This is a genomic window from Massilia violaceinigra, assembly GCF_002752675.1.
Classification (GTDB): Bacteria; Pseudomonadota; Gammaproteobacteria; order Burkholderiales; family Burkholderiaceae_D; genus Telluria_A; species Telluria_A violaceinigra.
In genome coordinates this window covers 526,062-545,802 of record NZ_CP024608.1, presented here as the reverse complement: position 1 = coordinate 545,802, position 19,741 = coordinate 526,062, and the positions used below count along the sequence as shown (strand labels likewise).

The following is a 19,741-nucleotide window of genomic DNA, read 5'->3' as shown; positions in this document are numbered from 1 at the left end:
TGCCGCCGGGCTTGACGCAGCCGGCGCGGCGAGCGTGCCTGTCGCGCCTATCGCGTCTGTCCGGCCAGCGACTGTACCGCCGCCAGCGCGGTTTTCAGTTCGCCCCCCACGTGCTGTTTCCACAGGACGGCGGCGGCCGAGAACTTGCGCTCGCCGGTCAGCGCCGTGATCTGGCGCCGGATGTCCGCGTCGAGCATGCCGAACTGGCGCTGCTCGGGAGAGCGCGGCGCGCCGGATCGCCCGGTGGGGTCGCGCTCCATCAGGCAAGCATGCAGCTCGGGCAGCGGCTGCGGCGCGCCGCCACCGTGCGCCAGGCTGGCCGACAGCCGGACATCGAGCGATTCGCCCAATTCCAGCCCCTCGTCGGGCCAGTCGATCAGCTGCGCCACGTTGTAGATGGTGTCGACCTGCGCCTCGCGCACGACGTCCAGCAGATCGTGCGGGTCCACGCCGCTGGCCAGCAGCCTGCCGACGGCGCCTCCATGGCGCTGCAGTGCGTCCGGCGCGGCTTCGTCGATGACGCTGCTCCACAGAGCGCGCAGCAGCAGTTCGTGCAGCAGCGAGCTGGCGTCGCCCTGCGCCACATCGGCGGCGATGGCGGCCGCCCTCGCGGGAGCGATGCCGATGCCTTCGAGCCGGGACGCGGGCGAACGATCAGGCATTGGAGTAGACATGAAAGCCGTCGAAATCGGCCTTGCCGACCGCGACCCCGCCCTGGCGCAGGATGGCGTAGGCCGCAGTCATGTGGAAAAAGAAGTTCGGCAGCGCGTACTGCAGCAGGAATGCCTGGCCCGGCAAGGTGACCAGGGCTTCGCCGGCGCGGTCGCTGACGACGCGGCTGGCGGCGCCCTCGAACTGCGCCGGCGTGAGCGCGTTCAGGAAGCCGAGCACGAAGTCGATGCGCTGGCGCAGGCCGTCGTAGGTCGGCGCGAATGTACCGCTGTCGCGCAGTGCGCTGGCGGGAAAGGCGCCAGTCTGCGACAGGACGCTGCCGGCCAGCGGGGCGCAGGCGCGCACGGCGAAATTGGCCGCCACCTCGGCCTGCACGGCCAGGGTCAGCATGCCCGGCGCCAGGCGCGCGCCCAGCAGTGCGTCCGCATCCGGATGCGCCTCGGCCAGCACCAGCATGGCGCGCAGATGGCGCAGGTAGCGCCGGAACACGGGCACGCTGGCCTCGTACAGATTGTCGTTCATGGATTGCACCTCGCGTGCGCGCTGCAGCGAATACTGCACTTCGATATCGTCTTTCATCTTGCCGCGCTCCCAACCCTGCGATTCGTAAAAGATGTCGGCGCGGGTGTCGGCGCCGGTAGAGAGCACGATCTGCGCGTGCCCGTGCTCGAACAGATCGTCCACCGCCAGCGCCAGCAGGCGCTTGCCGATGCCCTGCCCTTCGCGCGCGGGGTCGATGAACAGCGCCCAGATCGACCCTTGTTCGCGGTCGGCGCTGGCAAAACCGGCGATGACGCCATCGTCCTCGCACACCCAGGTGCGGCCCAGGCGCCCCAGGTAATCGCGGTACATGGCGACGGTGACGCGGCCCGGATCGCGCAGGCGGTTCTCGGTAACGGCCAGGCGGATGGCCGACATGGCGGCGATGTCCGCGTCGGTCGCCAGCCTGAAGGTGAGCGTGGAGGTGGTATTCAAGTTGATCGTGTTCCTGTGGTCAGTCATCGGCGAGCAGCTGCTGCAGGCGCCGTGGATAGTGGTTGAGAAAATCGCGCGTGACGGCGAAATGTTCGGTGTCTTCGTACGCCACTTCGGTGATGCCGCTGCCGTCGAACTGCAGGATTTTCGCGTTCGGGTACGACAGCAGGATCGGCGAATGGGTGGCGATGATGAACTGGCAGTCCTGCTTGACCAGCTGGTCGATGGCCGACAGCGCGGCCAGCTGGCGATTGGGCGACAGCGCCGCCTCGGGCTCGTCGAGCAGGTACAGGCCGCCGGCGGAAAACTCCAGCATCACGTCAATGAAGGCTTCGCCGTGCGAGCGCAGATGCTTCGATGGCCCTCCGCCGGGAGGGAGCTCGTCGAGATAGGTAAAGACGTTGAACAGGCTTTCGGCGCGCAGGAAGTAGGACCACGCCGGCTTGCGGAAGCCTTTCACCAGTTTCAGGCAATCGTGCAGGGGCGACACCTTCTGCTGCCCGCGCGAGACGCTGCGGCTGCCGCCTTCGCCGGACAGGCCGATCGCCACGGCGATCGCTTCGAGGACCGTCGACTTGCCGGCGCCGTTTTCGCCGACGAAAAAGGTAACGTCGGCGTGCGGCTCGATCACGCCCATGTCGCGCACGGCGGGGATATTGAAGGGGTAACTGTCGAAATCGATCCCGGCATCATCGGTGATCGAGATTTCGCGTAAATAGGGTTTGGCGCTGAAGGCCATGATGATCCTTGGTGAAAAAAAGCACCACCCGCAGGCAGTGCTTTTCGGTTCCTGCGACTGCGTACTGCGATCAGGACATGTGCTGGCCGCCGTTAATGGCGATATTGGCGCCCGTAACAAAAGCGGCTTCGTCCGACGACAGGTAGGCAACCAGACCGGCGACTTCTTCCGGCTTGCCCAGGCGCGCCATCGGAATTTGCGGAATGATCTTGGTGTCGAGCACTTCTTTCGGAATTTCCATGACCATCTTGGTGCCGATGTAGCCCGGCGAAATGGTGTTGACGGTCACGCCCTTGCGCGCCACTTCCAGCGCCAGCGCCTTGGTGAAGCCGTGCATGCCGGCCTTGGCGGCCGAGTAGTTGGTCTGGCCGAAGGCGCCCTTCTGGCCGTTGACCGACGAGATGTTGATGATGCGGCCCCAGCCGCGCTCGACCATGCCATCGCACACCGGTTTGGTCATGTTGAAGACGGAGTCGAGGTTGGTGGCCATGACGGCGTCCCAGTTCGGCTTGTCCATTTTCTTGAACGTCATGTCGCGCGTGATGCCGGCGTTGTTGACCAGCACGTCGATCAGGCCGACCTCATCCTGGATTTTGGACACGCAGGCCTGGGCCGAATCGTAGTCGGCCACGTCGCACTCATAGGCCTTGAAGTCGTAGCCCATGTCCTTGGTGGTCGCCAGCCATTCCGCGACCTTCTTGTTACCAGGGGAATACGTGGTGACGACCCGATACCCGAGAGCGGCCAGCTTGAAACAGACCGCCTCGCCCAAACCGCCCATACCGCCGGTCACTAATGCAACTCTAGCCATTTTGTCTTCTCCTGTTTTTGTACTCCAACTCCAACCAAATCGCGGGGGCGGATTGGACCCGCCCTTGCTCCGCTTGAGCGCCACTCAGCGGTGCTCAGTAACGCTCATTGTCGCGCCGTTTCACCCCATTGCGCTTGCGCGCAAGGGTGCTCAGTCGCGTTCTACTGCCAAAGCAACGCCCATGCCGCCGCCGATGCACAGGCTGGCCAGCCCGCGCTTGGCGTCGCGCCGGACCATTTCGTGCAGCAAGGTCACCAGCACGCGGCAGCCCGACGCACCAATCGGGTGCCCCAGTGCAATTGCGCCGCCGTTGACGTTGATCTTGCTGGTATCCCAGCCCATTTCCTTGTTGACGGCCACCGCTTGCGCGGCGAAGGCTTCGTTAATTTCCATCAGGTCCACGTCTTCGTGGGTCCAGCCGGCCTTTTGCAGGCACAGCTTGGTCGCCGAGACAGGGCCCATGCCCATGATGGTCGGGTCCAGCCCGGCCGAGGAATACGCCTTGATGCGCGCCAGCGGCTTCAGGCCCAATTCCTTGGCCTTGGAAGCGGACATCATGATGACGGCGGCGGCGCCATCGTTCAGGCCCGAGGCATTGCCCGCCGTTACGGTACCAGCTTTGTCGAAAGCGGGGCGCAGGCTGGCCAGCGATTCGAGCGTGGTGCCGTGCTTCGGATACTCGTCGGTGTCGAACACGACGGTGCCCTTCTTGGACACAATTTCAAAAGGAATGATTTCATCCTTGAACTTGCCAGCCTTTTGCGCGGCTTCGGCCTTGAGCTGCGACTGCAGCGCGAATTCGTCCTGCTCGGCGCGCGAGACGTCGTATTTCTTGGCGACGTTTTCGGCGGTCACGCCCATGTGGTACTGGTTGAAAGCGTCCCACAGGCCGTCCACGATCATGGTGTCGACCAGCTTGGCGTCGCCCATGCGGAAACCGTCGCGCGAGCCGTTGAGCACGTGCGGCGAGGCGCTCATGTTTTCCTGGCCGCCGGCGATGACGATGTCGGCGTCGCCGCACTTGATGGCCTGGGCCGCGAGATGGGTGGCCTTCAGGCCGCTGCCGCAGACTTTACCGACGGTAAAAGCGGGCACCATGTTCGGCAAGCCAGCCTTGATCACGGCCTGGCGGGCCGGGCCCTGGCCAGCACCGGCGGTCAGCACCTGGCCGAGGATGACCTCGTTGACTTTGGCCGGATCGAGGTCGATCTGGGCCAGCAGGTGCTTGATGACGTGGGCGCCCAGTTCGGCGGCGGGAATTTTCGCGAGCGCGCCGCCAAATTTACCGACTGCGGTACGGCCAGCGGCCACGATTACGACGTCTTCCATGTGAATCTCCGATGTACTGTGTTCTGGCGCGGTGGCCAATAGGTTTCAAGTGAGCGGCCTGGCACTAGGTGCCGGTCGCCGTTCCCGGCTGAGCTCCGGCCGGCGGCGCGGCCAACTGGGGCCGACCGAAAATTGCAAACTGCCATGCATCGCGCGGAACCGGGGTCAGCCAGTTGCTGGCGCCGCCCGCACATTGCCACTGCCGGGTTGCGACGGTGGCCGTGGCGAGCAGGGTTCTTATCGAATCGACATTCACTTCCGCCGCGGACACGCCGGCGTCCATGGCTGCGTGGACGCTGCGCTGATACATGCCCGCTTGGGTGTCGAACAGTTCCCGCATGGAGCGGAACAACAGGTCAGAACTTGAAAACATGGTTTCCCTTTTCGGATGGACGGTCTTTGACAGCGCTGGGCATGACAAAGTCCTCCATCTTAGTTTCCAGATTCCGTTCGAGTTTGAGCAAAATCAATCTTATCAGCTTATTCACCGAAAACAATCGGGGATTGCCCTGCGGCCGCAAATTACCCCAGCCGGATATCAGCTAAGCAAGGTGATGCCGTCGAGCGTGCGTGCGCACTGCTCGCGGATCACGCCCACGAAATCGCTCACGTAGGCCTTGGCGGCCAGGGCTGGCGGCACCGAAACGAACAGGTCGCTCCACAGGCCGAACTCGCCCACCGGGCGCGCGAGCACGTAATCGTAGTCGACGTAGTTCTTGATGGCCCAGTTGGGCAGCGCGGCCAGGCCGCGCCGGCTGGCGACGAGCTGCAGGATGGCCACGGTCAGCTCGGCCGTGCGGCGCTCGAAGCGCACATTGGCCGGGCGCAGGACTTCGCGGATCAGGTCGATGCGCTCTTCCGGCACCGGATAGGTGATCAGGGTTTCGCCTTCAAAATCAGCCGCTTCCAGGCGGCGCTGGGTGGCCAGGCGGTGCTTCTGGGCCAGCACCACCAGAATTTCGAAGCGGAACAGGGGAAACACGGTGTAGTCGGGACCGCCCGCCGAGCCGATCACCAAGTCGGCCAGGCCGCTGCGCAGCAGGTCGACCGGTTCGCTGTGAAAGCCCGACACCAGGTCGATCTCGACGTCGGGCCAGCGCTGGCGGAACGCATCCATGACCGGCATCAGCCAGTCGAAGCAGGTGTGGCATTCGAGCGCCACGCGCAGCTGGCCCTTGTCGCCCTGCGACAGGCGCGCCACGTCGCGCTCGGCCTGCTCCACCTCGGGCAGCACCTGGTCGGCCAGCGCGAGCAGGCGCATGCCGGTGGCGGTAAACGCGATCGGCAGCGACTTACGCTCGAACAGGGGCGCGCCGTAGCGCTCTTCCATCAGCTTGATCTGGTGCGACAGGGCCGACTGGGTCAGGTTCAGCAGCTGTGCAGCACGCACCAGACTGCCGGAAGAGCGCAGCGCCGTGAGCGTGCGCAGGTGTCGGAGTTCTAGCATGGTCTCGTTCTATGAAAATTTTTCATGCGGAACTGCAAAAGGTTTCGTTTTGATTATATGACACTTTGCCGCAAACTTTACACACGAACAATGAAATCTCGATGACATGATGAAAACGCTACAGACACACGTGCTCGGCTTCCCCCGCATCGGCGCGCGCCGCGAATTGAAGACCGCCCTCGAAGCCTTCTGGAGCGGCGCCAGCGGCGAGGCGGAACTGGAAGCGGCCGGCGCCGCCCTGCGCGCACGCCACTGGGCCCTGCAGGCCGCGGCCGGGCTCGATCTGGTGACGGTGGGCGACTTCGCCTTTTACGACCAGGTGGCCAGCCACATCCAGCTGTTCGGATGCGAACCGGCACGCTTCGGTTTCGACGACGCGGCCTCGCCCCTGACGCGCACCTTCGCCATGGCGCGCGGCGAGCGCAGCGATTGCTGCGGCGGCCAGCACAAGGACCAGCACGGCGGCCACGCGCTCGACATGACCAAGTGGTTCGACACGAACTACCACTATCTGGTGCCGGAATTCGGCCCCGACACCGCCTTCACCCTGGCCGCCGAACGCCTGCAGGCGGAAGTGGCCGAAGCCCAGGCGCTCGGGCACCGGGTCAAGGTCAGCCTGATCGGCCCGCTCACCTTCCTGTGGCTGGGCAGCGCGCGTCAAAGCGGCTTCGACCGTTTGAGCCTGCTCGAAAAGCTGCTCCCGGTCTACACCGCCTTGTTGATACGTCTCAAGGCTCAGGGCGTGGAATGGGTGCAGGTCGATGAACCCATCCTTGGCCTGGACTTGCCGCAGGAATGGCGCAACGCCTTCGAGATCGCCTACTGGCTGCTGGCGCAGTCGGGCGCTTCCATCATGCTGGCGACCTATTTTTCGCCGCTCGAAGAAAACCTGGGCCTGGCCTGCCGCCTGCCGGTGGCCGGCCTGCACGTGGACGGCGTGCGCGCGGCGCATGAACTGACCAGCGTGTGCGACTGGCTGGCCCTGCCCAAGGTGCTGTCGGTCGGCATCGTCGACGGACGCAATATCTGGCGCACCGACCTCGACGCCGCCATCGACGTGCTGGCGCCGCTGCTGGAACGCCGCGGCGAACTCTGGCTGGCGCCCTCGTGCTCGCTGCTGCACGTGCCCCTGAGCCTGGCCGATGAAAGCGCGCTCGACCCCGACGTGCGCTCGTGGCTGGCGTTCGCCACCGAAAAACTCGACGAACTGGCGACCCTGAAAGCGGCCCTGAGCGGGGCCGGCGCGCCGCAGCTGGCCGCGTCGCGCGCGGCCATTGCCAGCCGCGCCCGCAGCACCCGCGTGCACAGCGACGCCGTGGCGGCCCGGGTCCAGGCCTTGCCACGCGGCGCCGACCGGCGCGGCGCACCGTTTGCCACGCGCCAGGCGCTGCAGCGCGCGCGTTTCCGGCTGCCGGCCTATCCGACCACGACCATCGGCTCGTTCCCGCAGACGGCGGCGATTCGCGCCGCGCGCGCCGCCTTCCGCCGCGGCGCCCTGCCGCTGGCCCAGTATCAGAGCGCGATGCGCGCCGAAATCGCGCATGCGGTGGCGCGCCAGGAAGCAATCGGGCTCGACGTGCTGGTGCATGGCGAAGCCGAGCGCAACGACATGGTCGAGTATTTCGGCGAGCAGCTCGACGGCTTTGCCTTTACGCAGCATGGCTGGGTGCAGTCGTACGGCTCGCGCTGCGTCAAGCCGCCGGTGCTGTATGGCGACGTGGCGCGCGCGCGCCCGATGACGGTGGAGTGGACCGTGCATGCGCAGGGCTTGTCGGCGCGGCCGGTCAAGGGCATGCTCACCGGGCCGGTCACGATCCTGCAATGGTCGTTCGTGCGCGACGACCAGCCGCGCGCGTTGACCGCGCTGCAGATCGCGCTGGCCATGCGCGACGAGGTGGCCGACCTGCAGGCGGCCGGGATCGGCATCATCCAGATCGACGAACCGGCCCTGCGCGAAGGCTTGCCGCTGCGACGCGCGCGCTGGGACGATTACCTGACGTGGGCCACGCGCGCGTTCCGCATCACGGCCAGCGCGGCGCAGGATGCGACCCAGATCCACACGCATATGTGCTACGCCGAGTTCAACGACATCCTGCCGCAGATCGCCGCGCTCGATGCCGACGTGATCACGATCGAAACCAGCCGCTCGGACATGGCGCTGCTCGACGGCTTCGGCGAGTATCGCTATCCGAACGAGATCGGGCCGGGCGTGTACGACATCCATTCGCCCAAGGTGCCGGACACGGACGCGATCGAGCGCCTGCTCAGGAAAGCGGCGCAGGTGATCCCGGCGGCTAACCTGTGGGTCAATCCCGATTGCGGCCTGAAAACGCGCGGCTGGGCGGAGACCGAGGCGGCGCTGACGAACATGGTGGCGGCGGCGAAACGCATGCGCGCCTGATCCGGCGCTTGCGGACGGCGCCGCCGATCAGAGCCGGATGTCGGGATAGGCGCCGAACCAGAATGCGAGCGCCTTGTTGTTGACGCCATCGGCACCGGTCCAGAAATCGACGGGGTAGGCCCAGTCGGAGCTGTGCGATTTCGACGGCGCCAGACCGGGATTGGTGAAGTGCGTGAGGTAACCCTTGTGTTCGTCCGTCTCCAGGATGCCCGCGATGCCCAACGCTTCCACCAATACCCTGCACTGATCGTTGGAGGCCTTGAAACCCTCGATTTTTTTCAGTTCTTTATGAAGATCCTTGGGTTTGGTCTTCGGCTCCACCGACCGTAAGGTATCGAGAATGGCGTTAAAAATGCGGAAGTCATCCGCCGTCGGCTTTTGTCGAGCAAGCTGCAGATGCTGGGCCAGGTGGAACTGGATGACATACGGCACTTTCAACAGCCAAATTGAACCATGTTTGTAGCGATTCACGTTCCAGTCGGTCGCATCCATGTTGGCATAGACAGCAGCGGCCGAACAAATGGCGCAATAGCCGGGGGCGGAGGATGTTGTGAAGCCGTGATCAGGCATCGTCTGCATGATCGCAAATGGCGCGAAACCGCTTCGACAATCAAGACGCTCCGAGGTGAAACTCGACAGGAAAAGATCTGTCACGTGCGACTTCTTGCACTGCTTCACATACTCAAAGCATTTTTGAACCGCCTCATCATGTTTCATGTCGACCGGATCGAATGCCAATCCTTGCTCTTTCAGGTAAGCAAATTCCTCGTCGGTGGTAAAGCCGCGCAGATCGATCCATCTTTGTTCGTAAGGCTTCAATGGACGTTTCAAACGAGCATACGCTTGCGATATGCTGTTGTATTGCGCCAATAATTTAAGCGCTTTCTTGTCAACCGGAGCATTCACGATTTTTCCTTCGCAGGATGCATGCGGAGTTCGCGTGGCTCCGTCAGTCAAGCCGGATTTCGGGATAGGCCCCAAACCAGAATTCGAGCGCCTTCTTGTTGACGCCATCGGCGCCGGTCCAGAAATCGACGGGGTAGGCCCAGTCGGAGCTGTGCGATTTCGACGGCGCCAGCCCAGGATTGGTGTAGTGCGTGAGGTAACCCTTGTGTTCCTGCGTCTCCAGGATGCCCGCGATGCCCAGCGCTTCCACCAACACCCTGCACTGATCGTTGGTGGCCTTGAAACCCTCGATTTTTTTCAGCTCTTTATGAAGATCCTTGGGTTTGGTCTTCGCATCCACCGAGCGTAAGGTATCGAGAATGGCATTAAAAATATGGAAGTCGTCCGCCGTCGGCTTTTGCCGAGCAAGCTCCAGATGCTGGGCCAGGTGGAACTGGATGACATAAGGCACCTTCAGCAGCCCGATCGATCCATATTTGTAGCGATCCACGTTCCAGTCGGTGGTATCCATGTCCTTATAGACAGGAGCGGCGGAGCATACGGCGCAAAAACCCGGAGCAGAGTATTTCGTAAAGCCGTGGTCAGGCATCGTCTGCATCATCGCAAATGGCGCGAGAGCGGCCCGGAAATCAAGGCGCTCGGCCGTGAAACTTGCCAGGAAAAGATCGGTCACGTGCGATTTCTTGCACTGCTTCGCATACTCAAAGCACTTCCGAACCGCCTCGTCATGTTTCATGTCCACCGGGTCGAATGCCAATCCATGCTCTTTCATGTAAGCAAATTCCTCGTCTGAAGTGACGCCGCGTATATCGATCCATTGCTGTTCGTCCGGCTCCAATGGACGTTTTAAACGGGCATACGATTGCGATACGCTGTCATATTGCGCCAATAATTTGAGCGCTTTCTTGTCAACCGGTTTGTTCAACATTTTGTTCCCTTTAATGGTGTGCCCGAAACTTGCCCCATTTGACTCGGTACCCGCCCGTTCAAAAAGGCTTTGCCCGCCTTGATTTTTGCAGGAGCGCTTTTCTTTTTAGGGTCGACCCCGGCAATTGCATTGCCCCGTACGCGATTCCCATTCTTTTTCCTGCGGCCGATGACTCCCGTTTTATCGATGGCGATCCCCTCGATCCCCTGGGCAGTCAGCTTCGGCGTGCCCGGCGCGGTAATCCGGGTCATGGTATCGCCCTTTCCGAAGCGAAAGCCATCCTTGCCTTTGTTATTGCCATGACGTCGCGCCACATCTGCCATGGTCTGCTTGTCGCTCGCGCGGCCGTGGTAATACACTTTTCCCGAGCTGTCCGTTAAATGATAATTCCAGTCCCAGCCGAGCGGGTCGGCCCAGCCGGTCGGGTTGGGCACGTACGCAAACAGATTGGTGCCGCCTTCCAGTCCGATCGGATCGGGGCTGATGTAGCGCCCGATATCCGGATCGTAAAACCGGAAGGTGTTGTAATGCAGCCCCGTGCTCTGGTCGGCATACTGCCCCGGATAGCGTAACGGCTGCTCGATCCTCGACGCCATGGCTGTTTCGTCGCCGATGTCGGCCTTGCCCCATGCCGTATAGCTGGCCGTCCAGGCCATCTCCCCACTTTCGTCCGTGACCTCCAGCGGCGCACCAACCAGATCGGTGTGGAAGTGGTAAATGCGCGAACGCGGCTGCTCGCTGCCTGCAGCCGCCAGGGCCACGCCCTGGCCGATGGCCGTATCCACGCGCGCCAGCGGCGTGAAACCTTCATCCGGGCTGTAGATATAGCAGCTGAGGGCGCCATCGCGAATTTCCTGCACCATGCGCAAGCCTTGCCAGACGAAGCGCCGCCGTCCCTCCGCAGGGATTGCTCCCTTCGTGCCGCGCAATTCGGTCTTGGCGATGCGCCGCCCAAGAGGATCATAATCGAAGAGCGTTTCCGCCGTCCCCCACGCGTCCTGCGTACTCACCTTGATCAAACGGTCGTCCGCATCGAACGAAAAATGTTGGACTTGGTTTGCGCCCTTGCGTTTGGTAAGCAGATTGCCCCACGGATCGTAGTCGAAGCGCAGATCCTGCCATGCCTTGAGGCGGTTGCCTTCTATCCTGCCGCCGCTCTTGCGCGCCACGTCGTCCAGCAGGTTGCCCGCCGCATCCCAGGCGAAGGTTTCGAGGCGCTGCTGCGCGACCCGGTTCTGCTTGAGCATGCGGCCCGCCAGATCGTACTGATACTGGATGGCGCCGCGGATATTATCGCGCTGCTCTCCCAGCTCGCCGATCGGGTCGTAGCGGTAATTACGCCACAAAAGACCGAGCCCGGCGCCATGTGCCTCCGTCTTGCGGGCGGAAGCCTGCCACAGGCGCCGCCCCAGTTTGTCGTAGCCGAGTTTTTGCATGAGGGCGCCCTGCGTGTGGGCGACTTCGCGGTGCAGGTCGTCGCGCTCGAAGTCGCTGATGACGCGCTCGCCCATGCGGATCTGGTGCACGTGGCCGGAGCCATAGCTGAGCGTATCGATACGGTGGTCATGCGGCAGGCGCAGGCCCGTGATGTTGTCGAGTTCGTCGAGTTCATAGTCGACCCGGCCTTCGGCACCCTCCTCCGCGATCAGGCGCCCGGCGGCATCGTAGCCGAAGCGCAGTGCGCTTTCGGTGACGCCCAGCGCGGCGCCGGCCTCGGTCGGCATGCGCGCGGTCCCGGTCAGAAGGTCGCCTGCGCTCCACTCGTAACGGCTGATGGCGGTAGCGGTTTGCTTGACCAGCAGCCGGCCCATCTTGTCCCGCGTGAACAGCGTGGTGCGCAGGGCGCGCCCGGCTTGCCCCGGCGTGGGCGCACCGTGTTCGTCGAGTGCGATGATCTCGCCGGCGGGATCGTAATGGCGGTGCCGCTCGACCCCGTCCGGGCGTACCTCGCGCTCAAGGCGGTCGCCCGCGTCGTAGCTGAACAGATAGCGGGTGTCGGGGGCTGTCGCCAGTTCCACCGGGCGTCCGCGAACATCGTAGCGGTAGTGCGAGATGTGTCCGGCCGGGTCCACCGCCTCGATGACCTGGCCACGCGCGTTGCGCTTCCAGTGCCGGGTCTGGGTCGCATTGCGGCGCGCGAACGTCACCAACCCTTCGGCGTCGTACACATATTCCTCGACACTGCCGTCGGCCAGCAGGATGCGGGCCGGCTCGCCTGTCGGCAGGTTCTCGTAGCGCGTGACCTGGCCCAGTGCGTCGGTGAACGATTCAAGTTCGCCGTTGTTGTCGTACGTGTAGTGCGTGGTTTTGCCGGAGCAGTCGGTGTACGCGAGCAACTGGCCGCGCTCGTCCCAGCGCATCTGCTGGCGCCCGCCACGGGCGTCCACGTGCACAATGGGCAGCGGGCTCACGCCGGTCTCGTCGTATTCGTAGCGTTCCTCGCGTCCAAGCACATCCGTGGTGCGCAGCAGGCGCCCTGAAAAGTCGTACTCCGCCTGCCAGCGCTGGCCATCGGCGAAGGCAAGCTGGGTCACGCGCATGCTGTGGCCATCGTAGCCGGTGGTGGTGCGCCGGCCGAGCGGATCGGTTTCGCCGACGAGGCGGCCCATGGCATCGTATTCAAACACGACCTTGCGCTCGCCGGGCAGATCGAGCGTGGCCGGCGATCCCGCGTCGGTGTAACTGATGCGGTAGACGCCGCCATCGAGGTCGGTGCATTGCACGACCTGGAAATGGGCGTCGTAGATCCAGTGGGCGCTGCGCCCCAGTTCGTCGGTGGCCCGGGTCTGGCGGCCCGCCGGGTCGTACGCGAAACGGGTGCGTTCGCCTTCGCTGTTGCCGCATTCGACAACGCGCGGCGCACCGTCGATGATCTCCCAGCGGTACTGGCTCACGAAACCGAGCGCGCTGGTGTGGCTCGTCATCAGGCCGTCGGCATAGCTGAACTGGCGCGCCAGATTGCCGTTGGCGTCATGCACGCTGATCAGCTGACCGAGGCTGTCGTAACCGTAGCGCACCAGCCAGGCCGGCGCGCCGCCGCGCACGCGCTCGATGCCTTCCAGGCGTCCGGACTGCGCGCCGTACGCCAGCCGCACCATCTGGCCGTCACTGGTTTCGATCGACAGCAAGCGCTGCGCCGCGTCGCGGGCATAGTGCTGCCATTGGCCGCTACGGTCTTCGATGCGCAGCAGCGGGGCCAGTTCGCCGCCCGTTACGTCGAGCTGGCCGAAGTCGTAATACACGTCGTTCACGTCGTACATGATGAAGCGGCCGTCGGCGCTGCGCGTCAAAAAGCACTGCTCGCTCTCGCTGAACTCCGCATGACCGGGCTGCATCATGGGAAAACCGGTTTCGCGGCCCTGGCCGTCGCTGTACCAGACCTTGCCGTCACGCGCCTGCAGCCATACTTCCCACGGCAGTACCCAGCCGCGCCCCAAGTCCCCGACGCGCTCCAGGTTGCTGCCATAAAAACGCGCGCCGGTCAGGGGAATCTGGCCGGGCAGGACAAAGTCGGTTTCCTCTTGCGCCAGCAGCAGTTTGCGGCCGGTGGTGACGTCGACCGGCTCGCCCAGCAAGCCCCCGATGGCGCGTCCGACCACGGGCGCGATGACGTAGCGGCTGAGCGCTTCGCCTGCGGCGAAGCCGGCCAGGAAGCGGGCCGCGCAAGGCAGTACCGCGCGCGTCAGCCCCCCGCCCGCCTTGCACAGCAGCTTGCCGATGCCGCCCACCGCGCCGGCGGCGGTGAAGGCCCAGTCGACCGCGGTGCGCAGCCCGGGCGGTATTTCGTCGGCCACGGGGAGATAGGGTTCCCTGCCGCCGCCGATGAAGACATTCGAGGAACCGCCGGAAATCTTGGCGCCGCAGGTGATGGCGTCGTCCTTGCGCGCGGCCGGCAAACCGTTGATGTACACGTTGCCAGAGCCTTCGGCCACCAGTTGCACCGGGTTGTGCATGCTGCACGCCGCTGTACTGACTTTGGCGTAGGTCGCCGCCAGGCCATTGGTCCAGACGTTGAGGGAGCCGGTCACCAGCGTTCCCGTCACGGTCGTACTCATTTTCCCGATCGCCTCGCCTAGACTGAGGATACCCGACGCGCCAAAACCGGCGGCCAGGCCGGCGATCAGCGCGACGCCGAAACCGCAGGTGAAGGTGGCGAACGCCACTGCGGCGATCAGGGCAATGCCGATGAGCGCACCGATCAGGAAGCCGGTCAGCGCATTGGTATGGGAGATGGGATCGGTGATGCGGGCAGCTTCAAACATGCTTTCCTCGATATGGGAGATAAGAGCAGGCACGACAATGTCCGGTCCGGCCGCTTGCGCACACCGGAGTCTGGTGCCTGGACCTCCGGGCTGGCGCGACAAGCGCATCCCGGGTGCACAAGCACCGCAAACATTGCAATTATATAATAGTAAATTTACATATAATCAATGTTCGTCAGCCTGTTACATCGCTGCCGGCCGTATCCCGCTGCCCGCGCGGGCACATGCGAAACGGAGCCGGGCAATGACGGACTAGTCGTCCTGAGAGGCGGTACAGCACCGTCGGCCGGGATATCCTTATTGAACAAAAGTGCTCGCTGTACACCGCAAAAACCGGTTTGAAGTTGCCACGCGGAACATAAGTGGCAACCCTCCCCTAACCGCAATTTTCACAGTAGAATGCACGAGCCTGCGCCACTTTGGGCGGTGATCCGCCCATCCCTCACGACTCGTCTATGCTCAAAAGCCCGTCCCAACTGCCTATTGAAATCAAGATTTCCACCGTGGTGGCGATCTCCACGATTCTGTATTCGGCCGACCCGCTGGCGATCGACGCGGCACTCAAGCAGATGACGGGCGGCACGGCCGATTTCTTCGAAGACGAATTCGCCGTGATCGATATCAGCGCCCTGGCCGAGAACGCGCCGCGCATCGATTGGGACAAGATGGTGTCGCTGCTCAAGAAATATCACCTGAACGCGGTGGCGGTGCGCGGCGCCCCGGCGGCCATGCACGACGCGATCCGCGCGCGCGGCCTCTCGCTCGACGACGGCGCCAGCGGCGACAAGGAGCGCGCCGAAGCGGCAGTGGCGCCCGCGCCCGCCGCGGCGGCGCAAGCGCCGGCGACCGCCATCGTCACGCCCGGCACCATGATCATCGATACCCCGGTGCGGGCCGGCCAGCGCGTGTATGCGCGCGGCTGCGACCTGATCGTCACGGCGGTGGTCAACAACGGCGCCGAAATCATCGCCGACGGCAGCATCCATATCTACGCCTCGCTGTTCGGGCGCGCGCTGGCCGGTGCCTCGGGCAATGCGGATGCGCGCATCTTCGCCATGGCGATGCAGCCCGAGCTGGTCTCGATCGCCGGCGTCTACCGCACCTTCGAAGAAGGCTTTGCTCCCCAGCTGGCGCGCCAGCCGACCCAAATCCGCTTGATCGGCGACCGAATCGATATACTGTCGATCAGCCCGGCCTCCCGCGTTTAAATACCAGATACGAAAAAAGGACCCCCTGTGGCACGAATTATTGTTGTGACTTCCGGCAAGGGTGGCGTCGGCAAGACGACCTCCAGCGCCAGCTTTTCCACCGGCCTGGCCACGCGTGGCCACAAAACCGCCGTGCTCGACTTCGACGTCGGCCTGCGTAATCTCGACCTGATCATGGGTTGCGAGCGCCGCGTCGTGTACGACCTGATCAACGTCATCAATGGCGAAGCTTCGCTCAACCAGGCGCTGATCAAGGACAAGCATTGCGACAACCTGTTCATCCTGCCGGCCTCGCAGACGCGCGACAAGGATGCCTTGTCGGAAGAAGGCGTCGAACGCGTGCTGCACGACCTGATCAACATGGGCTTCGAGTACATCGTCTGCGATTCGCCCGCCGGCATCGAACATGGCGCGCTGATGGCGCTCACGTTCGCCGACGAAGCGGTCATCGTGACCAATCCGGAAGTGTCGTCGGTGCGCGATTCGGACCGCATCCTCGGCATCATCCAGGCCAAGTCGCGCCGCGCCCAGACGGGCGCCGAGCCGGTCAAGGAACACCTGTTAATCACGCGCTACTCGCCCAAGCGGGTCGAGAACGACGAAATGCTGTCGTACCAGGACGTGCAGGAAATCCTGCGCATTCCGCTGATCGGTATCATTCCCGAGTCCGAATCGGTGCTGCACGCATCGAACCAGGGCAATCCGGCGATTCATTTCAAGGGCACCGACGTGGCCGAGGCATACGAGGACGTGGTGTCGCGCTTCCTCGGCGAAGACTTGCCGCTGCGCTTTACCACCTATGAAAAACCAGGCATATTCCAGCGCATCTTCGGAGTGAAGTGACATGGCCCTGCTTTCATTCCTGTTCCCCTCCAAGCCGAAGAGCGCCACGGCGGCCAAGGAGCGCCTGCAGATCATCATCGCGCGCGAGCGCGGCCACCGCACCGGCCCCGATTTTCTGCCGGCGCTGCACCGCGAACTGCTTGAAGTGATCTCGAAGTACACCCGCGTCAACCCGGACGACATCAAACTGTCGCTGGACCGCCAGGGCAACCTGGAAGTGCTTGAAGTAAACGTGGTGCTGCCCGATAGTTAAGGCCATCGCTCCCGCCCCGGCGGGAGCGGGCACCACGCAACGCTAGGCGGTCCGCGCCGCCAGCAATTGCTGCGCCACCGTGGTGCAGGCTTCCACATGATCGTAGCCGAGCTTGCGGAACACGGTAAACCCGATCGCCGCCGACGCGACCTGTCCGGCCAGCGGCACGAAGCGCGCGGCCGACTTGGCGAACACCCTCAGCCCGGTACGCTTGAGCAATTGCACCGCCAGCTGGCGCGTGATCAATTTACCCACCATCATCCCGCCCACCCCCGCGGCCGCCCCGTAGACGATGCGCTTGTAGGCCGGCTGCAGGTGCTCGACCTGCTCGGCGCTCAGGCCGAATGCCGCGTTGACGTCATTGACCAGGCCGGTCAGCATCGACAGGTCGGACATCACGTCCAGCCCCGGCACCGGCAGCGCCGCCACGCCGGCCGAGACGGCGGCGCGGTTGCGCACCATGCGGCGGCATTGCTCGCGCACTTGCAAAATCGCTTCCGGATTGTCCGGGATCAGTGTCAAGTCGACGTTCATGGTTCTCCTTTCGGTATGTAAATTTCTTTCAAGACTCAAAATGTCGATTGAATTAGGCGTTTTTCCAGTGTACCGTGTTATCAGATGGGGGCATGGCACGACAGTTCAGTTCGTTGCCTCGTGTAAATTAATGTGTTTCACTTTAGTGTTGCTTTGGAAAAGTCTGTTATATTCAGAGTAACTATTCAGTAGCAATAGTAGAACGACACCGACAACACGTTTTTACGTACGACACATGCCACCATGAGAATTGCCGTCCTAGACAATGACCGCAGCCAGGCGGACCTGATCTGTCAGGTTCTTACCTCCGCTGGACACGTCTGTCAGTCGTTTGACAGTGGGAAGGATTTGCTGGGACAGCTACGCAAGGACAGCTTCGACATGCTCGTTCTCGACTGGCAGGTCGCCGACATGAGCGGCACCGAAGTGTTACGCCGGGCCAAGGAAAAGCTGCCGGGCACCACGCCGATGATGTTCCTCACCAGCAGCTCGGCCGAGGACGATATCGTGGCCGGCATCACCGCCGGGGCCGACGATTACATGGTCAAGCCGCTGCGCCGGGGCGAACTGGTGGCGCGCGTGCAGGCCCTGCTGCGGCGCGCCTATCCGGCCCAGAACGGGGCGGAACAACTGCAGTTCGGACCCTACATTTTCGAAACCCGGCCGGGGCGCCTGCTCATGGACGGGAACGTGATCGAGGTCACCCACAAGGAATTCTACCTGGCGCTGTTGTTTTTTCGGAATATCGGCCGTCCGCTGTCGCGCGCTTATATTCACGAGGCGGTGTGGATCCGCGAAACGGCGGTGCCGTCGCGCACCATGGATACCCATGTGTCGCGTGTAAGAAACAAATTGCAGTTGCGGCCGGAGAACGGATTCCGGCTGGTGCCGGTGTACAGCTATGGATACCGGCTGGAAAAGCTGGGCGCCAGTTAGATCGTCGCCCCCGCGCCTCAGCGGCGCGGGCGGCGCAACATCGGCCGCCCGACATAGCTGCACAGCGGCCACCGGCATTGCCCTCCCGTACCAAAAACCCCTCCTTTCGGTAAGCCATTGACGCATCACGGTATAATGGCGGTATAACTCCGTACACTGTAAAGCCATGCAACTGCTCGCCGTCGGCCTCAACCACACCACCGCACCGGTCTCGCTTCGCGAGCAGCTGGCGCTCGCGCCTGACCAGCTCGGCCAGGCGGTGCAGGCGGCGCGCGGCTGGTTTGCCCGCATCGATGCCCGTGGCGGCGACGAAGCGGCGATTCTCTCGACCTGCAACCGCACCGAGATGTACGCCGCCAGCGATGTCGCCAATCCGCTCGATGCGAGCGCCCACTTCCTGGCCGATTACCACAAGCTCAACTTCGCCGAACTGCGGCCGCACCTGTACATGCTGCCGCACGATGCCGCCGTGCGTCATGCATTCCGGGTCGCCTCGGGGCTCGACTCCATGGTGCTGGGCGAGCCGCAGATCCTCGGCCAGATGAAAGACGCGATGCGCCTGGCCGACGAAGCCGGCGGCCTGGGCACCTATCTGCACCAGCTGTTCCAGCGCAGCTTCTCGGTGGCCAAGGAAGTGCGCACCACCACCGAAATCGGCGCCCACAGCGTGTCGATGGCGGCGGCCGCGGTGCGCCTGTCGCAGCGCATCTTCGACAAGATCTCCGACCAGAACGTGCTGTTCATCGGCGCCGGCGAAATGATCGAGCTGTGCGCCACCCACTTCGCGGCCCAGAACCCGAAAAACATCACCATCGCCAACCGCACCATGGAGCGCGGCGAAACGCTCGCGCACCGCTTCAACGGCAAGGCAATCCGCCTGGCCGCGCTGCCCGACCAGCTGGCGCAGTTCGACATCGTCATTTCGTGTACCGCCTCCTCGCTGCCGTTGATTGGCCTGGGCCTGGTCGAACGCGCGATCAAGGCGCGCCGCCATAAGCCGATGTTCATGGTCGACCTGGCCGTGCCGCGCGATATCGAGGCCGAAGTCGGCCGCCTCGACGACGTGTTCCTGTACACCGTCGACGACCTCGGACAGGTGGTCCAGACCGGGTTAGAGAGCCGCCAGGCCGCCGTGGCCCAGGCCGAGGCCATCATCGAAACGCGCGTGAAGTCGTTCATGCACTGGATCGACGACCGCGCCATGGTGCCGGTCATCCAGGACCTGCAGGAAAACAGCGAAGCGATGCGCCTGTTCGAACTCGAACGCGCCAAGAAAATGCTGGCGCGCGGCGACGATGTCGACGCCGTGCTCGACGCCCTGTCCAAGGGCCTGACCGCCAAGTTCCTGCACGGCCCGCAGCAGGCGCTGCACCGCGCCCAGGGCGACGAGCGCGCCCGCCTCGCGACCTTGCTGCCGCAATTGTTCCGCGGCCGCCGTTAGCGTCCCGGCTTGTTGCTCCGCCGCGCCGCGATCCCGCGGCCGCGGCTCCCGCCGTC

General features: G+C 63.8%; 17 protein-coding genes. 6 read left to right on the top strand and 11 right to left on the bottom strand.

The features are described from left to right. Positions 1–47: 47 nt before the first annotated feature. From CR152_RS02570 to CR152_RS02540, 7 genes are all read right to left on the bottom strand, one after another. On the bottom strand, positions 48–674 hold the full coding sequence (locus tag CR152_RS02570) for a hypothetical protein (protein WP_157778295.1): 627 nt from the start codon (positions 672–674) through the stop codon (positions 48–50). Then, complete coding sequence (locus CR152_RS32630) at positions 655–1,647, bottom strand: DUF1993 family protein (RefSeq protein ID WP_229413259.1); 993 nt, start codon at positions 1,645–1,647, stop codon at positions 655–657. The genes CR152_RS02570 and CR152_RS32630 overlap by 20 nt, the downstream gene beginning before the upstream one ends. Positions 1,648–1,666: 19 nt before the next feature. Next, positions 1,667–2,386, bottom strand: coding sequence for an AAA family ATPase (locus tag CR152_RS02560; RefSeq protein ID WP_099873529.1), 720 nt, complete (start codon positions 2,384–2,386; stop codon positions 1,667–1,669). 70 nt (positions 2,387–2,456) lie between these two features. Next, positions 2,457–3,197, bottom strand: a complete 741-nt coding sequence (gene phbB, locus CR152_RS02555) for an acetoacetyl-CoA reductase (RefSeq protein WP_099873526.1) — start codon at positions 3,195–3,197, stop codon at positions 2,457–2,459. 150 nt (positions 3,198–3,347) lie between these two features. Beyond that, positions 3,348–4,526 carry an acetyl-CoA C-acetyltransferase gene (locus CR152_RS02550; protein WP_099881931.1) on the bottom strand — a complete coding sequence of 393 codons (1,179 nt, stop codon included), beginning with the start codon at positions 4,524–4,526 and terminating at the stop codon, positions 3,348–3,350. 64 nt (positions 4,527–4,590) lie between these two features. Then, the gene (locus CR152_RS02545; protein WP_157778293.1) at positions 4,591–4,899 is read right to left on the bottom strand and encodes a hypothetical protein; all 309 of its coding nucleotides are present in this window, start codon (positions 4,897–4,899) and stop codon (positions 4,591–4,593) included. Between the two features lie 165 nt (positions 4,900–5,064). Beyond that, the gene (locus CR152_RS02540) at positions 5,065–5,973 is read right to left on the bottom strand and encodes a LysR family transcriptional regulator (RefSeq protein ID WP_099873523.1); all 909 of its coding nucleotides are present in this window, start codon (positions 5,971–5,973) and stop codon (positions 5,065–5,067) included. Between the two features lie 109 nt (positions 5,974–6,082). Between CR152_RS02540 and metE the strand changes: the two genes are divergently transcribed. Further along, positions 6,083–8,374, top strand: a complete 2,292-nt coding sequence (gene metE / locus CR152_RS02535) for a 5-methyltetrahydropteroyltriglutamate--homocysteine S-methyltransferase (RefSeq protein ID WP_099881929.1) — start codon at positions 6,083–6,085, stop codon at positions 8,372–8,374. 27 nt (positions 8,375–8,401) lie between these two features. Here the strand turns inward: metE and CR152_RS02530 are convergent, their stop codons facing one another. From CR152_RS02530 to CR152_RS02520, 3 genes are read right to left on the bottom strand one after another with little or no spacing between them, the layout of a single operon-like run. Beyond that, positions 8,402–9,280 (bottom strand): hypothetical protein, encoded by an 879-nt coding sequence (locus tag CR152_RS02530; RefSeq protein WP_157778292.1) that lies wholly within the window; start codon positions 9,278–9,280, stop codon positions 8,402–8,404. Positions 9,281–9,323: 43 nt separating this feature from the next. Then, complete coding sequence (locus CR152_RS02525; RefSeq protein WP_099873519.1) at positions 9,324–10,208, bottom strand: hypothetical protein; 885 nt, start codon at positions 10,206–10,208, stop codon at positions 9,324–9,326. After that, complete coding sequence (locus tag CR152_RS02520; protein WP_099873516.1) at positions 10,202–14,470, bottom strand: RHS repeat-associated core domain-containing protein; 4,269 nt, start codon at positions 14,468–14,470, stop codon at positions 10,202–10,204. Before CR152_RS02520 ends, CR152_RS02525 begins: the two co-directional genes overlap by 7 nt. 455 nt (positions 14,471–14,925) lie before the next feature. On the opposite strand from CR152_RS02520, the gene minC reads away from it, so the two are divergent. Genes minC through minE form a run of 3 tightly spaced genes read left to right on the top strand, consistent with a single transcriptional unit; the run spans position 14,926 to position 16,774 of the window. Next, on the top strand, positions 14,926–15,678 hold the full coding sequence (gene minC / locus CR152_RS02515; protein ID WP_099873514.1) for a septum site-determining protein MinC: 753 nt from the start codon (positions 14,926–14,928) through the stop codon (positions 15,676–15,678). A 27-nt stretch (positions 15,679–15,705) separates the two neighbouring features. After that, positions 15,706–16,521, top strand: a complete 816-nt coding sequence (minD, locus tag CR152_RS02510; protein WP_099873512.1) for a septum site-determining protein MinD — start codon at positions 15,706–15,708, stop codon at positions 16,519–16,521. A 1-nt stretch (position 16,522) separates the two neighbouring features. Continuing rightward, positions 16,523–16,774, top strand: a complete 252-nt coding sequence (gene minE / locus CR152_RS02505; protein ID WP_099873509.1) for a cell division topological specificity factor MinE — start codon at positions 16,523–16,525, stop codon at positions 16,772–16,774. A gap of 42 nt (positions 16,775–16,816) precedes the next feature. On the opposite strand, the gene CR152_RS02500 is transcribed toward minE, so the two are convergent. Then, positions 16,817–17,308 (bottom strand): hypothetical protein, encoded by a 492-nt coding sequence (locus CR152_RS02500; protein WP_099873507.1) that lies wholly within the window; start codon positions 17,306–17,308, stop codon positions 16,817–16,819. Positions 17,309–17,551: 243 nt separating this feature from the next. Here CR152_RS02500 and CR152_RS02495 point away from each other — a divergent pair, with 243 nt between their 5' ends. Both CR152_RS02495 and hemA read left to right on the top strand, forming a co-directional pair. Beyond that, entirely contained in the window at positions 17,552–18,244 is a 693-nt protein-coding gene (locus CR152_RS02495; RefSeq protein ID WP_099873505.1) for a response regulator transcription factor, read from the top strand. 166 nt (positions 18,245–18,410) lie between these two features. Next, positions 18,411–19,685: a glutamyl-tRNA reductase gene (gene hemA, locus CR152_RS02490; protein WP_099873503.1), complete on the top strand. Its 1,275-nt coding sequence runs from the start codon at positions 18,411–18,413 to the stop codon at positions 19,683–19,685. Positions 19,686–19,741 lie beyond the last annotated feature (56 nt).

Coding starts and splice junctions, on each gene's coding strand:
- CR152_RS02570 (WP_157778295.1), bottom strand. CDS start 674: ATGTCTACTCCAATGCCTGATCGTTCGCCCGCGTCCCGGCTCGAAGGC.
- CR152_RS02560 (WP_099873529.1), bottom strand. CDS start 2,386: ATGGCCTTCAGCGCCAAACCCTATTTACGCGAAATCTCGATCACCGAT.
- phbB (WP_099873526.1), bottom strand. CDS start 3,197: ATGGCTAGAGTTGCATTAGTGACCGGCGGTATGGGCGGTTTGGGCGAG.
- CR152_RS02550 (WP_099881931.1), bottom strand. CDS start 4,526: ATGGAAGACGTCGTAATCGTGGCCGCTGGCCGTACCGCAGTCGGTAAA.
- CR152_RS02545 (WP_157778293.1), bottom strand. CDS start 4,899: ATGTTTTCAAGTTCTGACCTGTTGTTCCGCTCCATGCGGGAACTGTTC.
- CR152_RS02540 (WP_099873523.1), bottom strand. CDS start 5,973: ATGCTAGAACTCCGACACCTGCGCACGCTCACGGCGCTGCGCTCTTCC.
- metE (WP_099881929.1), top strand. CDS start 6,083: ATGAAAACGCTACAGACACACGTGCTCGGCTTCCCCCGCATCGGCGCG.
- CR152_RS02525 (WP_099873519.1), bottom strand. CDS start 10,208: ATGTTGAACAAACCGGTTGACAAGAAAGCGCTCAAATTATTGGCGCAA.
- CR152_RS02520 (WP_099873516.1), bottom strand. CDS start 14,470: ATGTTTGAAGCTGCCCGCATCACCGATCCCATCTCCCATACCAATGCG.
- minC (WP_099873514.1), top strand. CDS start 14,926: ATGCTCAAAAGCCCGTCCCAACTGCCTATTGAAATCAAGATTTCCACC.
- minE (WP_099873509.1), top strand. CDS start 16,523: ATGGCCCTGCTTTCATTCCTGTTCCCCTCCAAGCCGAAGAGCGCCACG.
- CR152_RS02500 (WP_099873507.1), bottom strand. CDS start 17,308: ATGAACGTCGACTTGACACTGATCCCGGACAATCCGGAAGCGATTTTG.
- CR152_RS02495 (WP_099873505.1), top strand. CDS start 17,552: ATGAGAATTGCCGTCCTAGACAATGACCGCAGCCAGGCGGACCTGATC.
- hemA (WP_099873503.1), top strand. CDS start 18,411: ATGCAACTGCTCGCCGTCGGCCTCAACCACACCACCGCACCGGTCTCG.